Annotated in this window: 16 protein-coding genes and 1 pseudogene; 7 read left to right on the forward strand and 10 right to left on the reverse strand. The window is 66.9% G+C overall.

What is annotated here, in order from left to right; all coding sequences use genetic code 11:
• Window positions 1-108 precede the first annotated feature (108 nt).
• Both DEI86_RS08965 and DEI86_RS08975 read left to right on the forward strand, forming a co-directional pair.
• Window positions 109-783 (forward strand): annotated as a pseudogene (locus DEI86_RS08965) (IS30 family transposase); the annotation flags it as partial.
• 410 nt (window positions 784-1,193) lie between these two features.
• A complete protein-coding gene (locus tag DEI86_RS08975; RefSeq protein ID WP_258376498.1) occupies window positions 1,194-2,153 on the forward strand; it encodes a DUF2332 domain-containing protein in 960 nt (319 codons plus the stop codon).
• A 93-nt stretch (window positions 2,154-2,246) separates the two neighbouring features.
• Here DEI86_RS08975 and DEI86_RS08980 read toward each other — a convergent pair whose 3' ends face one another.
• From DEI86_RS08980 to DEI86_RS08990, 3 genes are all read right to left on the reverse strand, one after another.
• Complete coding sequence (locus tag DEI86_RS08980) at window positions 2,247-2,726, reverse strand: anthrone oxygenase family protein (protein WP_111011907.1); 480 nt, start codon at window positions 2,724-2,726, stop codon at window positions 2,247-2,249.
• 197 nt (window positions 2,727-2,923) lie between these two features.
• Window positions 2,924-3,106 (reverse strand): hypothetical protein, encoded by a 183-nt coding sequence (locus tag DEI86_RS08985; protein ID WP_146244893.1) that lies wholly within the window; start codon window positions 3,104-3,106, stop codon window positions 2,924-2,926.
• Window positions 3,107-3,387: 281 nt separating this feature from the next.
• Window positions 3,388-4,221, reverse strand: a complete 834-nt coding sequence (locus DEI86_RS08990) for an NAD(P)H-binding protein (RefSeq protein WP_309146557.1) — start codon at window positions 4,219-4,221, stop codon at window positions 3,388-3,390.
• A gap of 60 nt (window positions 4,222-4,281) precedes the next feature.
• On the opposite strand from DEI86_RS08990, the gene DEI86_RS08995 reads away from it, so the two are divergent.
• Window positions 4,282-4,755 carry a MarR family winged helix-turn-helix transcriptional regulator gene (locus DEI86_RS08995; protein ID WP_220037426.1) on the forward strand — a complete coding sequence of 158 codons (474 nt, stop codon included), beginning with the start codon at window positions 4,282-4,284 and terminating at the stop codon, window positions 4,753-4,755.
• A 446-nt stretch (window positions 4,756-5,201) separates the two neighbouring features.
• Here the strand turns inward: DEI86_RS08995 and DEI86_RS09000 are convergent, their stop codons facing one another.
• Window positions 5,202-5,993, reverse strand: a complete 792-nt coding sequence (locus DEI86_RS09000) for an SDR family NAD(P)-dependent oxidoreductase (protein ID WP_111011910.1) — start codon at window positions 5,991-5,993, stop codon at window positions 5,202-5,204.
• Window positions 5,994-6,100: 107 nt separating this feature from the next.
• On the opposite strand from DEI86_RS09000, the gene DEI86_RS09005 reads away from it, so the two are divergent.
• The 4 genes from DEI86_RS09005 (at window position 6,101) to DEI86_RS09025 (ending at window position 9,264) form a co-directional block, all read left to right on the forward strand.
• Complete coding sequence (locus tag DEI86_RS09005) at window positions 6,101-6,589, forward strand: MarR family winged helix-turn-helix transcriptional regulator (RefSeq protein ID WP_111011911.1); 489 nt, start codon at window positions 6,101-6,103, stop codon at window positions 6,587-6,589.
• Window positions 6,590-7,293: 704 nt separating this feature from the next.
• Window positions 7,294-8,079 (forward strand): glycosyltransferase, encoded by a 786-nt coding sequence (locus tag DEI86_RS16530; RefSeq protein WP_181434570.1) that lies wholly within the window; start codon window positions 7,294-7,296, stop codon window positions 8,077-8,079.
• A 125-nt stretch (window positions 8,080-8,204) separates the two neighbouring features.
• Entirely contained in the window at window positions 8,205-8,789 is a 585-nt protein-coding gene (locus tag DEI86_RS09020; protein ID WP_111011914.1) for a recombinase family protein, read from the forward strand.
• Between the two features lie 190 nt (window positions 8,790-8,979).
• Entirely contained in the window at window positions 8,980-9,264 is a 285-nt protein-coding gene (locus DEI86_RS09025; RefSeq protein WP_146242817.1) for a hypothetical protein, read from the forward strand.
• A gap of 39 nt (window positions 9,265-9,303) precedes the next feature.
• On the opposite strand, the gene DEI86_RS09030 is transcribed toward DEI86_RS09025, so the two are convergent.
• The 6 genes from DEI86_RS09030 to rpsR all read right to left on the reverse strand — a co-directional run bounded on the left by DEI86_RS09030 (window position 9,304) and on the right by rpsR (window position 14,210).
• A complete protein-coding gene (locus DEI86_RS09030; protein WP_111011916.1) occupies window positions 9,304-9,858 on the reverse strand; it encodes an AAA family ATPase in 555 nt (184 codons plus the stop codon).
• A gap of 169 nt (window positions 9,859-10,027) precedes the next feature.
• Complete coding sequence (locus tag DEI86_RS09035) at window positions 10,028-10,498, reverse strand: hypothetical protein (RefSeq protein ID WP_111011917.1); 471 nt, start codon at window positions 10,496-10,498, stop codon at window positions 10,028-10,030.
• Complete coding sequence (locus tag DEI86_RS09040; protein WP_111011918.1) at window positions 10,495-10,956, reverse strand: hypothetical protein; 462 nt, start codon at window positions 10,954-10,956, stop codon at window positions 10,495-10,497. The genes DEI86_RS09035 and DEI86_RS09040 overlap by 4 nt, the downstream gene beginning before the upstream one ends.
• 303 nt (window positions 10,957-11,259) lie before the next feature.
• Entirely contained in the window at window positions 11,260-12,621 is a 1,362-nt protein-coding gene (gene dnaB, locus DEI86_RS09045; protein WP_375334608.1) for a replicative DNA helicase, read from the reverse strand.
• Between the two features lie 861 nt (window positions 12,622-13,482).
• Window positions 13,483-13,935 carry a 50S ribosomal protein L9 gene (rplI, locus tag DEI86_RS09050; RefSeq protein WP_111010767.1) on the reverse strand — a complete coding sequence of 151 codons (453 nt, stop codon included), beginning with the start codon at window positions 13,933-13,935 and terminating at the stop codon, window positions 13,483-13,485.
• A 14-nt stretch (window positions 13,936-13,949) separates the two neighbouring features.
• Complete coding sequence (gene rpsR / locus DEI86_RS09055) at window positions 13,950-14,210, reverse strand: 30S ribosomal protein S18 (protein WP_066517360.1); 261 nt, start codon at window positions 14,208-14,210, stop codon at window positions 13,950-13,952.
• Between the last annotated feature and the right edge of the window lie 11 nt (window positions 14,211-14,221).

Genomic DNA, 14,221 nt, shown 5'->3' on the forward strand with positions numbered 1-14,221 from the left:
ACCGCGAGCCGGACCGCCCGCTCCCGAAGCTCCTCCGGGTACTTCCTCGGTGCTCCCATGACTCTCATCCTCCCGTGGATTGAGAGCCTCCATCAGACCCGGGGCGGAACAAACTACCAATCCCTGTTCGTCCAGGGCCGCGGGCACCTTCGCGCTGACCTGCACAAACACCTCCGCACCGGCCGCGCCATCCGTCGCCACCGGGGTGAGCCCCGGCGGGCGTCGTGGTCAAAGATCCGGGACATGGTCCTGATCAGTGAACGTCCCGCCGAGGTTGACGACCGCGCCGTTCCCGGGCACTGGGAAGGCGATCTGATCGTCGGGATCAACGCGAGGAGCGCGATCGGCACCCTGGTCGAACGCACGACCCGGTACGTGATGCTGCTGCACCTGCCTGACGGGCACAGCGCCGACGCCGTCCGCGATGCGATGATCCCCACCATCCAGACCCTGCCCGAGCATCTCCGCCGTTCGTTGACATGGGATCAGGGCACGGAGCTTGCCCGGCACAAAGACATCACGCTCGCAACCGACATCGCGATCTACTTCTGCGACCCGCACAAGCCCTGGCAACGCGGCTCGAACGAGAACACCAACGGCCTGCTCCGGCAGTACTTCCCGAAGTCCACTGACCTCACCGTCCACAGCCCGGAACGGCTCCTCGAAGTCGCCACGGAGCTCAACGGACGACCCCGCAAGACCCTTGGCCACCGCACCCCAGTAGAAGCATTCGAAGGGCTACTCTCGGACCCGAAACAACCACCCGTTGCGACGACCCCGTGAAACCGCCGGTCGTTCATCGGACGCTGAGCACCGCTACGCCGACGGCGCCAGTCGTCTCGCTTGCGGATGGCTTACCGGGCGCCAATTACGCATTAACGCTTCCGACGGTCTTCCCGCCTCAGCACCACTGAGAACGCGGCCACGAAGATGACCCAGCAGGCGACTTGCACCACTTGGCCGACTGACGGTTCACCCACCAGACGCAGAACCGCAAAGAGCAAAGCGAATGCCCCGAAGATGATCGCGACGATGAACCACCTGCGCGTCTTGCGCCAGGCCCGCTGATTCGGTGTCCCTTCGGGCCTACTCACGGCGGCACCATCATGTCGGCAGCGTACCGGCAGCTCCTGTCCCGCAGTGGATCGGCTCCCGGGCTTGGCAAGTGCCTTCCGTAGGATGCGTCTGTGGGTGTGGCTGGGGAGAAGTATCGGGCGTGGGCGCAAGTCGAAGCGCATGGCATCTCCGATCTGTACTTCGACTGGGCGACTGGGATCGCGGCCGATGAGCACATCGTGAAGCTGGTCGAGGAGCTGCCCACGACGAAGCGGCAACCGAACCTTGTCTTCGCTTCGGCCCGGATGGCGGGTGTTCCTCTCGTGCCCTACAAGGAGGCAAGGAGTGAGTTCATGGCCAGGTGGGATGCGATCCGCGGGATTGCACTCACCCACGCGACGCAGACGAACGAAGTCCGCCGGTGTGCCGTGCTCTTGCCTGAGTTGGCGAAGATCACCGGACCGATCGCCCTGCTTGAAGTCGGTGCGTCCGCGGGCCTGTGCCTGTACCCGGACAAGTACGCCTACCGCTTCATCACCGAACGCGGAGTGGACGAACTGGCACCTGCAAGCGGCAGCGCTGTTGCGCTCGAGACCGAGCTACGAGGGCGTCCAACCCCGACGCGCCTCCCGAAAATCGTCTGGCGTGCCGGCATTGACCTGAACCCTCTCGACATCGCAGACCCGGTGTCACTGGAATGGCTAGAAACACTCGTGTGGCCCGAGCATGACGAGCGACGCCGGGACCTGCACGCGGCGGCATCCGTCGTTGCGGCACACCGGCCGCTACTGGTGGCAGGTGACCTGAATGAAGCGTTCGAGAAGCTCGCCGCGCAGGCACCAGCTGACGCGACGTTGGTCGTCTTCCACAGCGCCGTGCTCGTGTACCTGAGCCCGGACGCGCGCGAGTCGTTCGTTGGCAAAGTGCGCACGAGCGGTGCTGTGTGGATCAGTAACGAAGGCAAGTCGGTACTCCCGGAGATTGCGACGCAGCTACCGGCAGACACCGAGAACGGCACCGTCCTGGCAGTCAACGGCACACCCGTCGCCATCGTCGGCCCACACGGACAGTTCTTCCACGCTCTCGCCGACTCCTGATCGGACGACAGCGCGGCGTGCCCGGCGAGGGATCCTCCACCGGCCATCGGCGGTGGTACGCGCGAGAGCGCTGCGGTGGATGTGCGGCGTCGCTCAGCGAGGTGCGGATTCTGACACCGAGGCTGCGAGGAGCGAGCCCAGACCCAGCACGGCAGCAGCTACCCGGGCCCGGTGCGCCATAGCCCAGCGGTTCCGCACACCTTCCCATCCCTCCGGCGGGTTCTCGGACGACCACGTCAGCAATCGGGCGTTGATGGGCAGCTCGACGGCGACGGTGATGGCCAGAGCGGTCAGCTGGCCGGTGAACCCGACAACGGTCAGGCGGGAGGCGCGCGAGGATCCCTGCCGGCGTCGCACGACGGCCATGGCCAGGTTGGCCGCTACGGCAGCCGGGAGCAGTGGCCCCATCACTGGCCGGAGATTGCGCACGGTCGCCTGCTGCACCTCAATGTACGTGCGCGGCGAGAAGCTCACAGTCGCGGGTCCGAGACTGGTCAGGGTGCCGAAGAACACGCCCGTCGAGAGGGTGGCGGTGAACAGGCTGGCGAAGTGAACGACTGGACCGAGGCGCATGAGTCATTGTCTTCGATAGCAGGCGGGAAGAACAGCGGCTCACGCTCGGGTCGGTGCATCGCTTCCGACTGGATGTTCCGCTTCAAGACGGCGTGCCCGCCGAAGCACAAGGACCCTGTGGACGTTCGAGCACTGGCAGAGAAGTACGGGTACGAGATACCGGCGACTCATCGCGGGCCCGTTCGATCGCCAATCCCCTACCGGATGCGTGAGCGGTGGGCGGGCGGCCGAGACAGCACCGGGGTGAGTACACCTCCGACCAGAAGGACCAGACCAAGGCCGGCGATGAGGAACTCGCCGAAGACTTCTGGAGCATCGAAAACAGCATGCTCGTCGAACCAGGTCCCGAGGATTGCGCCGTCGACGGAGTCGACGACCATGATGACCAGTCCCAGGAAAGCCGTAACCCAAGCCCACAACCGCGGCATCCACCCGAGCATGGCCGGTGGAACCGCCGCGCTGCTGAAAGCGCGTCGACGACCAGCCAACGCGTCGACGAAAGCACCTTCGGTTCTCAGTCGGTGAGAAGCGACCTCGACCGTCTCGCTCCAAGATCGACCACTGAGACGGGTCAGCTTGACTCCCGAGCTCGTCCCATGCTCTGCATCGGTGCCTCGCCTCGGCCGGTCGCCCGGGTCGTCCGGGCAGCGCGCGCCCCTCGTCAGCGGAAGTCTTGTACGTGGTCCTGTGCCCAGGTCTCGATGGTCAGCGGTGGCCTGCCGAGCAGGCTCTCGACTGCGTCCGCTGCGAGCCCGGCGGGGAGCATGGGCATGTTGCCCTGTGCTTCGATCACGCGGTCGACGACGAACGGCGGCAGCTGTGTCAGGAGCTCGGTGCGGTAGGTGTCGGTGTCGATCTCGACGAGGTCGACCGCCTCGTCGAGCGCGTGCGCGATCGCCGCGACCTGCTGACGCACGGTCGACGGGCCCGGGCCGAGGACGGCGTGGGCCTTGCCGCGCTGGGTGTCGTCGAGCAGGGACGCGGCCGCGACCTCGGCGATGTCTCGTTCGTGCACGGGAGAGGACACCGCGTTGGGGAACGCCGTGCGCAGCTCTCTGCGCGTGCGGATGCTCTGCCAGCGCAGCATGTTCGACGCGTAGTAGCCGGGTCGTACGAAGGTCCAGCCCAGGCCCGACTCCTGCACGGCCTTCTCGACTGCGCGGTGCTGCTCGGCTATGGGGTCGGATCCCGTGCTCGCGGAGATCACCGAGGCAGAGGAGAGCACCACCACGTGCTCCACCCCGGCGTCCCGAGCGGCGGCAGCGAAGTCGGCCGCGGTCTCCGGGCGGGCGTAGAGAAAGACCTTGTCGACGCCGTCGAGGGCATGCGGGAAGGTCTCCGGCGCATCGAGATCGAGGGAGACAACCTCTCCCTCGTCCGAGAACTGGCCGGGACGCGGGGAGCGGCTTGACGCCCGCACCGCCGCACCTGCGGCGATCAGGGTCGTGAGCACCGCACCTCCGACGTTTCCGCTGGCACCGGTCACGAGGATCACCAACGTTCCTGCCCCTTTCGGTACTGTTGTTGTGTCAACAGTATTCAAGGAGATGTTGAAGTGTCAACAGATAATCCGAGTGAGCTGTGGCAGCTGTGGAAGCGGAGCCACGAGGCGCTCCGATCCGCGATCGTTGCGGACGTCATCGCTCACTCCGAGCTCACCGAGCCTGAGTTCTCGGTGCTGATCCACCTCCACGACGCCGGCGGCAGCCTGCGGCAGAACGCCTTGGGGCAGGCGCTCGCGTGGGACCGGACCCGGCTGTCCCACTTGGTCTCCCGCATGGAAACCAGGGGGACTGTGGCACGCCGGAAGCTCACCAATGGCGTCGACATCGAGCTCACCCCCACAGGGCGCAGACACTACGAGGAGGCCCGCCCCCATCTCGACACTGCAGTCCGAGAGCACCTCCTCGACCGGCTCGACGAAGAAGACACTGCCGCCCTCACTCGCATCCTGCGGCACCTCAGCGGAGCACGGAGACCGCCCCTCGGCCCGAAACGGCGCGTCCCGGACACTCGCACAGTTCCTTGACCTCGCCACCCCCGCCAACAAGGCAGTCAGTCAATGCCTGACCGCGCCGCCCCGACCTCCTGAGTACAGCGACGTACCTGTTCTCGAGGCGGCAGGGACACTGGGACGCGTTGCACGCGCGTCCGCACGCTACCCCCATTGAGAGGCCGCTATGCGGCATCAAGTGCGAGACGCTGACACTCCATCGACGTCGACCGCGTCGACTCGCCCCCGACCGACGTGCGGCCGCCCGAACCGAGTGAACAGCTCCGCCACTGAGGTCGGTGACCTCGGGCGCTCGACGTCGGATCCGCTACGAGCCAGCCGGCTGGCCGTGAGCGACGGTGCCGCATGCGGCGCGAAGCCGGGGTCGCGGCATCGAGCCACTCGGGCGGCACGGCGGTATCGCCAGAGGGGAGACCAGTTCTGGCGAGCAACCCTTCGTCGATGCTCTTGGGGTCGGGTGGCTAGAGAAGGCTCGTGAGCACGCCACCGTCGGCCCGGACGGCGGCGCCGTTCGTCGCGGACGCCATGGGGCTCGCGAGGTACGTCACGAGCGCCGCGATCTCGGCCGGCGCGATGAACCGTTCGAGGAGGGTGGTCCGGTTCTCGCCGATGATCGCCCGTTGCACCGTCTCGACGGGGAGTGACCGGGCCGCCGCGATCGCGTCGACCGTGGACGCGACGCCGTCCGAGTACGTGGGCCCGCCGAGCACGGTGTTGACCGTGACGGCGGTGCCGCGCGTCCGCTTGGCGAGGCCGTTACCGAGGGCGATCATCGCCGCTTTCGTCACGCCGTAGTGCACCATGTCCGCCGGCACGTTGACGCCGGACTCGCTGCCGATGAAGACGATGCGGCCCCAGCCCCGTTCCAGCATCCCGCCCAGGAGGTGTCGCGACAGTCGGACACCGCTCATCACGTTGACAGCGAAGTACCGATCCCAGTCCTCGTCGGTGACGGACTCGAAGTCGGCGAGGCCGAACAGCCCGACGTTGTTGACCAGGACGTCCACGCGGTCGAGCGCCTCGAGCAGTCGAGCGATGTCGCCGGGATCGGCGAAGTCGGCGGCGATCCCGGAGAGGTCGGAGCTGGGGCGCTCTCGCCTCAGGCGTTCGACGGCGTCGGCGACGTGGGCACGGTCTCGGCCGTTCAGGATCACCCGTGCGCCTTCGGCGGCGAGTGCGGAGGCGATCGCGTACCCGATGCCCTGCGTCGATCCACTGATGAACGCCGTCTTGTCCTGGAGTTGCAGGTCCACGATTGCTCCTCGATCCTCTCGCGCCGCACGACGCAATGACTTGCTCAGGCAAGCACCGTAGGACGGATCACTTGCCTGAGCAAGTCAATGCACGCTACGCTGGCGGCATGGCGCGGCCGAGGATCACCGGCGAGCAACTCGAGGTCTGGGCGGCCGTGGCGACGCTGCTCGAACGGCTGCCGGCTGCCCTCGACGCGCAGCTGCAGCGGGACAGCGGGCTCACCCACTTCGAGCACGGAGTGCTCACCGCACTCGACACCGCTCCAGACCAGACGCTGCGGATGAGCACGCTCGCCGGGTACGCGAGTTCGACACTCTCACGGCTGTCCCGAGCGGTCACTCGACTCGAGCGGAAGGGATGGGTTCGCCGTGTCGTCGATCCGACGGACGGTCGGTTCACGCTCGCGGTGTTGACCGGCGACGGACGCGAGAAGGTCGCGGAATCGACCCCCGCACACCAGGCCCTGGTCCGACGGTTGGTCTTCGACACGATCAGCCCCGAGCAGGCGCACCAGCTCGGCGTCATCGCGCGGAGCATCGCCGACGCGATCGACACCGCGCCGGCGTGGCGGCCTCCGCAGGCGAGCGACACATGAACCCGCATTCCCCGCTGACTCTCGAACTGCTGACCTACGCCGCGGACGGGTCGGATCGCATCATGCACCGCGTCCGCTGAGCGTCCACCGGTCGCGATCCGCGGACTCGATCCGTAGCGTACGTGGCTGCTGTCGGGCAGCACGCGGCCCCAACGCAAAGAGCACTCATGCAGCCACGGCGGCCGCGACCGCAGCGGCGAGCAGCGGAGCGGAGGCCAAGACGTGAAGCCTGTGACAGCTGCGAGGACGGTCACGACGAACAACACAACGGTCACCGGTCCGAGTATCCAGCCAGCCCGGAGCCGGGTGTGTCCGCACACTCCTTGTCCTCGCCGGAGATTCCGGCAGGGGATCGCCTACCGGGCGTTGCTGTTACCGTCTCGGGTGTGCGGGTGGTGTGTTCGTTCGTCGGGGGCTCAGGGCATCTGGTGCCGCAACTTCCCCTGCATCGGTCTCTCGCTGAGGCCGGACACGAACTCACCCTCGTGGGTCGCGCGTCCGCTGCCTCCGTTGCCCCAACGGGCTTGTACCGTACGGCCGCTCTTCGGCCCGACCGACGAAGCGACCCGTCTGGTGGCATCACCCCGCTCGTTCCACTCGATGTCGAACACGAACTCGCGGTCGTCGAGCGGCACTTCGCGGGATCGGCCGCCCTGAAGTCGGCCGGCGCAGTGAGGGACTTCTTGCCCGGGGCGGACCTCTTGGTGTGTGACGAGCTGGACTTCGGGGCGATCGGAGCCGCGCAGCACGCCGGCGTCCCGTCCGTCGTCGTATCCGTGATCGCCTCCGGCGCGCTCGTCCGCCCCGTGAGACTCACGCATGCTCTCGGACAGTTGGGTGAGGCCCTGGGCCTGTCGGGGCCGGTCCGATCGCGCGGCGATGTCTTCGTTGTTCCTTTCGCCCCGACGATGCGCGATCCGCTATTCCCGACACCTGACGACGCGCTCTGCATGCGCCCAGACGCCGGCCCTCCGCCCGCCCCGGACGGATCGATCGTCGCGACGCTCGGAACAGAGTTCAACACCGAATCGGGCGACTTGTTCCACCGCATCCTCGCCGCGCTCGCCCGCTTCAACACGCCATCGGTGCTCGCAGTGGGGAACGACGTCGATCCCGCGCGGTTCGGCCGGCAGCCAGCTCACGTGCAAGTGCGACGGTTCGTCGATTTCGACGCGCTTCTCCCCCGGGCGAGCGTTGTTGTGCACCACGGTGGGAGCGGGTTGTTCCTCCGTTCGGTTCTCAGCGGCACACCGCAGGTCGTCCTTCCAATGGGGGCGGACCAGCCGTTCAACGCTCGCCGAGTCGACGATCTCGGCCTGGGCGCCACACTTGACCCCACGACCGTCGACTCCTCGGACATTTTCGAGGCGATCACAGCCGTTCTCGCCAACGATCAAGCTCTCGAATCGACGGCCGCGTTGCGCCGTTCCACCCTCAATCTTCCGGCCCCCGCCGACGTCATCGCCCACATCAGCTCATCCGTGCTCTAACGCCCAGCGGTCCTCCACCCGGGGTGCTATCGGCCCCTGGCAGTGTCTGCGCCCGTGCAGCCCGTCCGAAAGCCGATCGGGTGACGAGACGACGTCAGCTCGGTGCAGCGGCGCATCCTCGCGCCATGAACGCTCTACTGATCGGGTACGCCCGCGTCTCAACCTACGAACAAGACCTCACCGCTCAACGCATCGCGCTCGAGCGACTCGGAGTCCTCCCACCCAACATCCACACCGATCACGGCCTGACCGGCACGAACAGATCACGACCCGGCCTTCGGGAAGCACTCGCTTCCTGCCGTGACGGCGACACAGTTGTCATCGCGAAGCTCGACCGGCTAGCGAGAAGCCTTCGAGACGCGAAAGACATCGTCGACGAGCTGACCGCCAAGAACGTCAAGCTCAACATCGGCGGTTCCGTCCATGACCCCAACGACCCCGTCGGCCGCCTGCTGTTCAACGTCCTCGCGATGGTTGCCGAGTTCGAGTCCGACCTCATCCGAGCTCGCACGCGCGAGGGGATGCGGATCGCGAAAGCGAAAGGCCACCTCCGCGGCCGGCAACCCAAGCTCAGCGCCGCTCAACAGCGACACCTCCTCGAGGTGCACGAAGCTGGCACGCACTCGGTCGCGGAACTCGCCGAACTGTTCGGCATCGGACGAGCGACCGTCTACCGCTGTATCGACAGACAAGCCCACCCCGACCGCTAACGGTCAGCTCCGCTCTCGGCGCAGGCGTCCGAGAGCGGGGCGTCATCCGCGAGCAGATTCATCAGACGACTCATCCAGTCTGTCCTCGAGCGCGGACGTCCGCTGAACGACCGGGCTTCGAGACGGTCGACGCCCGGCAGGAGGAGGTTGAGTTATGTCGCGGTCGACGGGCGCCGGGTAGCGTCGGAGCATGACGTCGTGGTGGGATCGAACCGATCCGTCAGATCGTCCGGAACTGACGAACCGTATGCCTGCAGGACTCATCGAGTCGTGGTGGAACGTAATCGCGGGTGCCGCCCTGATGATCGGTCTCCCCATCATCGTGCTCAGTGGTGGCTTCGACGCAGCGCGCGTCGCGTTCGCACTCTTCGACCTGGCCATCATGGTGGCACTCGAGCTCGTCTTCTTGAGGAAGCTTGTCCAGCGCATCGCCGGCCGGCGCGCGCTTCGCGCGGAGCGCGACGACGATTCATAAGTAGGTTCCGATGCTCTCGCGCGTCCGTACATCGATCGGCTACCGGGCGGCCCGGGGTGATCGGCTGCGACGGGCCAAGCCGCTACGGCGGTAGAAGTTCTCCAAGGCAGCACGGTCCGGCAGGAGCACCTTCGGCCGTTCGAACTCGTCGAAGGCATGCCGATACCCGAGCCGGTTCTTCCTCGCGGGTCCGAGGATGAAGCGGAGCATTTCGACGCGGACGCGGTCGCGAGTGCCTTCCAAGCTCCCAGCCCGGTCGGACTCGAAGAGGGTGCGGCGGACGTACCGGACGATGCTCGCGGTGGTCGAGGCATCCAGCAGCACCAGACCGGTTGCTCGCCGCAACCTGCCTGGCAGCCAACGCGAGTAGTTGCCCTCGATGACCCACTGATCCGTGTCCATCGCCTCGTTGTGCATGCGCTCGAAATCGATGTCCGGACGCTCGACCCAGTCTGTCCCGGGCAGGTGGCGGTACTGGTCGAGGTGGATCACTGGAAGCGACCGGGCTCGGCCGATGGCTGCCGCAAGGGTCGACTTGCCGCTGTTAGACGGCCCCAGGATGCAGATCCGCTGGCCGAGGTCGACGAGGTCCATCTGGCGAGTCTCGCAGGAGGGCCCGCCGATGAAGCATCACTCATGCACGAAGACCGGTAGCCGATCGATAACCGTCCCTGGCCGCCGGGCGAGTGAGGCTAGTTTCGCTTTCCCAATCACGCCGAACAGGCGAGCGCCGCGAGCTGCCAGACGTTCTCCAGTTCGGTGCTCAGAAGTCGAGCACCATCCCGGGGAAGTCGCCGATGTACCGCTCGACGGCGTCGCCGACGCTGACCTTCGCGTCCTTCTCGTCGAGCATCTGCTGCAACCGGCGTTCGTCCGAGCGCAGCGTCTCCGAGCGGTCCCCGGTGGTCATGCCTGCGATCGTGGCGAGGGAGAACCCGCTCTGCTTCACCCGGAACGTGCGTGCGACCGCCAGACGAGGCTCGACGCGGACGATCTTGAGCACGGTCTTCGCGATCGGAAGCGATCCGATCACCTCGCCGGTATCCGGGTCCTTGATGTCGGTGCCGGATGGATCGAGGACAGCGAACTGCATCCCTTCCCGCACGCCGTCGTCGCTGCCCCGGTTGATGACCAGGTCGGTTGCGGTGAGCAGTTGCGCGACCTTGCCACGGATTGGCTCCGGAGCGCTTTCACCGTCCAACTCGTCGTCCGCTGGGTCGTGATAGTCACTCATTCGGTTGTTCCGTCCTCTGGCGCATCCGCCAGGTCCTCGTAGAGCCGATACCAGTCCGACGCGAGGTCGTCGTGATCTTGCTCCGCCTCTTGCAGCTGCCAGCTCAACCGGTCCACGGCCTTCTGTGCGATGGCCGGATCGTCCGAATTGGCTGCGTCCTCGGCGAGCTTGCGAACCCCGGTCAGTGTCTCCCCGAGACGCGCGTGCCGCCGCATCTGAATCCCCAAGGCTTGGGGGTTGGGTGCTCCCTTCGCGAACAGGTACACCGACGCCCCTTGGAACACCGCCGACAACAGAACGGTGAATCCGCTCTCGGAGGCCGACGGGGGCGTCTTGGCAGAGGCAAGGAACGCGATCAGGGCAGCGAAAGCGAGTCCGAGGACACTCAGCACCCCACCGGCTATGCGGTAACGGTACCGGCGACACCAGCGCCAGAACGCTTGGCGATCGAAGCTCACGTGTGGATCGTAGCCGCTGGCGGGAGCATTTACGGCGTCCGTTAGCCGGTCCTTCAGCGGACGTCCGGGCGCTTGCGGGAGGCGCCGACTCCTACAGCCCTGGTCCGTGGCCGACCCTGTCTCATATACGTGGTCCGAGAACTTTCGCACTTCGCGTAGGCCATACGGACGCCTCGAGACACTCGAAGGCTTAGCCGACCCGACGACGTCGCCCGTCTGCACAGCCAAATAGCGTGTCCAGGCCCGTATTTCAGATACGTTGAGTGGCAGTTGAACAAGTTGCTTGGCGGCCGAAAAGTTCCCCTACTGCGGCATGTCCACGAACCGCGAGAACATCCCGTGGAACGCCACCGTGATGGTATCCGTCGGCCCGTTGCGGTGCTTCGCGACGATGAAGTCCGCCTCGCCCTGCCGCGGGTTGTCCTTCTCGTAGGCGGACTCGCGGTGCAGCAGGATGACCATGTCGGCGTCCTGCTCGATCGAGCCCGACTCCCGCAGGTCCGAGATCTGGGGCTTCTTGTCCGCGCGCTGCTCGGGGCCACGGTTGAGCTGCGAGAGCGCGATGACCGGGACTTGGAGCTCCTTGGCCATGAGCTTGAGCGCACGCGAGAACTCCGAGACCTCTTGCTGGCGACTCTCGACCCGCTTGCCGCTCGTCATGAGCTGCAGGTAGTCGATGACGACGAGCTTGAGGTCGTGCTGCTGCTTGAGCCGCCGGCACTTGGCTCGGATCTCGACGAGGGTCATGTTGGGGGAGTCGTCGATGAAGAACGGGGCGTCGTTGATGCGACCGCGGGTCTGGGCGATGGTCGTCCAGTCGCGGGCGTCGACGGTGCCCTTGCGCATGTTCTGCAGCGGCACGCTCGACTCGGCGGACAGCAGGCGCATGGCGATCTCGGAGCGGCCCATCTCGAGCGAGAAGAACGCCGCGGTCTGGTTGTGCTTGACGGCGGCGGCGCGAGCGAGGTCGAGGGCGAGCGTCGACTTGCCGAGCGCCGGGCGCGCCGCGACGATGATGAGCTGGCCGGGGTGGAACCCGTTCGTCAGGGCGTCGAGCCCGGCGAACCCGGTCGGCACGCCGGTCATCTGCCCGTCGCGGCCCTTGGCGGCCTCGATCTCGTCGATGGCGGAGCCGATGGCCTCGGTCAGCGGCACGTAGTCCTCGGTCTGCACGCCACCCGCGACGTTGTAGACCTCGGCCTGGGCGTTGTTGACGAGGTCGGTGACCTCACCCTCGGACGCGTAGCCCATCTGCACGATGCGCGTGCCGGCCTCGACCAGGCGACGGAGCACGGCCTTCTCGGCGACGATCGCGGCGTAGTAGCCCGCGTTGGCCGCCGTGGGCACGAGCGAGGTCAGGGAGTGCAGGTACTCGGCGCCACCGGCCCGGGACAGCATGGCCGTCTTGGTGAGCTCGTCGGTCACCGCGATGACGTCGGTCGGCTCACCGTGAGAGTACAGCGACAGGATCGCGTCGAAGATGACCTCGTGCTTGGGGATGTAGAAGTCCACGCCCCGCGCGGTCTCGATCACGTCGGCGACGGCGTCCTTCGACAGCAGCATGCCGCCGATGGTCGACTGCTCGGCCAGCAGGTCGTGGGGCGGCGTCCGCTCCATGCCCCGTTCGGCCATGTCCGGTGGTGCACCGAGATGCGCGATCGACACGCAGACTCCTCACTGTCCTGGTCGGCCCGTCCGGGCCGTTCGAGCATGATCCGGGAGGCCCGTCCCACCATTGGTACCGCCACCCCCCGACACCACCCTCGCGGCTCGAGCGCGACGGTCGTTCCGATCCCGTGACGACCCGTTCCATGCCCCCTGCCCGAGTCGCTCCCGCAGGCTAGGGGAGCGAAGTTATCCCCAGCAAGAGGTCCTGTGGATAACTTTGTGGATGACACGGGGAACACGCCGGAAAGCGGTGGGGACAACTGTGGAAACTCCTGTGGAGGAGCGGGGACCGGGGCGAAATAAACCGCTTCTGACCAGGCATTTCCGGTTGCACACCATGTGTGCACAACGTTGTTTAGAGTGCCGGTTGAAGGTTCCCGACTTGACGTCCTGCCTGTGCATAGAACCTGGACAGGGCGGCCTGATGTGGAGTACCACGTCCCACGCTCCCAGCCCCACCACATGCGCGCTTGTCCCCCGGAACGGTCCCCGGGTCAACAGCGCGACGGGTGTCGCTGGGCGCGCGCCGGAACCACGCGGAGTTGCTGTCCGCAACCAGGAGGACACGCGTACCCCACCGGCCTCGCCCCGGTCCCGGCCAGCGGGACGCACCGCCACCGCGCCTCCGGCAGGGGGCCCGAATCGACAGGACCGTTGTCGTCCGACAGCAGTCGGGTCGTCGCATGCAACCGCATCTCGTGCGTGTGCATCCGACGACCGCCGATCCGATGTCGGACGACCGCCGGACTGTCGAAGAGCAGCGAAGCCGGAGGAGGCCACGGGGACGACGAAGGGCGGGCCTCCCGACTGGGAGACCCGCCCTCGGCGGTCGGACCGGCAGCGCCGGCCCGGACGGAACTACTTGGCGGCGACGACCTTCAGCGCGATGGTCGCAACGATGTCCTCGCGGAGCCGGACCGTGGCCTCGTGCTCGCCGACGGACTTGATCGACCCGGGGACCTCGATCTTGCGCTTGTCGAGCGAGCCGATGCCCTGCGCCTGCACGGCGTCGGCGACGTCGCCCGGGCGGACCGAGCCGAACAGGCGGCCGTCCTTGCCGGCCTTGACGGTCAGCGTGACGACGGCGTTCTGCAGCTTGAGCTTGAGGTCCTGGGCCTCTTCGATCGTGGCGAGCTCGCGCGCGGCGCGGGCGGCCTGGATCGACTCGACCTGCTTCTGACCACCACGCGACCACGCGACGGCGAAGCCCTGCGGGATCAGGTAGTTGCGGGCGTAGCCGTTCTTGACATCGACGACGTCACCGGCGGAACCGAGGCCGGAGACCTCGTGGGTGAGGATGAGCTTCGACATGGGTGATCCTCCGATCAGCGGCCGGAGCCGGCGTAGGGGAGGAGCGCCATCTCGCGGGCGTTCTTCACGGCACGGGCGATGAGGCGCTGCTCCTGGACGGAGACGCCGGTGATACGGCGGGCACGGATCTTGCCGCGCTCGGAGATGAACTTGCGCAGGGTCGCGACGTCCTTGTAGTCGATGACGCCGACCTTGATCGACTTCGCGGGGGCGGCGTTCTTGCCGCCCTTGCCTCCGCGAGGCTTGCGGCGGTCGCCGCTGCTCTTTCCAGCCATTGGGGGATTCC

The organism is Curtobacterium sp. MCBD17_028 (genome assembly GCF_003234875.1).
Classification (GTDB): domain Bacteria; phylum Actinomycetota; class Actinomycetes; order Actinomycetales; family Microbacteriaceae; genus Curtobacterium.

Coding starts and splice junctions, on each gene's coding strand:
- rplI (WP_111010767.1), bottom strand. CDS start 13,935: ATGTCGAAGCTCATCCTCACCCACGAGGTCTCCGGCCTCGGTTCCGCC.
- DEI86_RS08985 (WP_146244893.1), bottom strand. CDS start 3,106: ATGGTCGTCGACTCCGTCGACGGCGCAATCCTCGGGACCTGGTTCGAC.
- DEI86_RS09035 (WP_111011917.1), bottom strand. CDS start 10,498: ATGAGTGACTATCACGACCCAGCGGACGACGAGTTGGACGGTGAAAGC.
- DEI86_RS09025 (WP_146242817.1), top strand. CDS start 8,980: ATGACGTCGTGGTGGGATCGAACCGATCCGTCAGATCGTCCGGAACTG.
- rpsR (WP_066517360.1), bottom strand. CDS start 14,210: ATGGCTGGAAAGAGCAGCGGCGACCGCCGCAAGCCTCGCGGAGGCAAG.
- DEI86_RS08980 (WP_111011907.1), bottom strand. CDS start 2,726: ATGCGCCTCGGTCCAGTCGTTCACTTCGCCAGCCTGTTCACCGCCACC.
- DEI86_RS09020 (WP_111011914.1), top strand. CDS start 8,205: ATGAACGCTCTACTGATCGGGTACGCCCGCGTCTCAACCTACGAACAA.
- DEI86_RS09030 (WP_111011916.1), bottom strand. CDS start 9,858: ATGGACCTCGTCGACCTCGGCCAGCGGATCTGCATCCTGGGGCCGTCT.
- DEI86_RS09005 (WP_111011911.1), top strand. CDS start 6,101: ATGGCGCGGCCGAGGATCACCGGCGAGCAACTCGAGGTCTGGGCGGCC.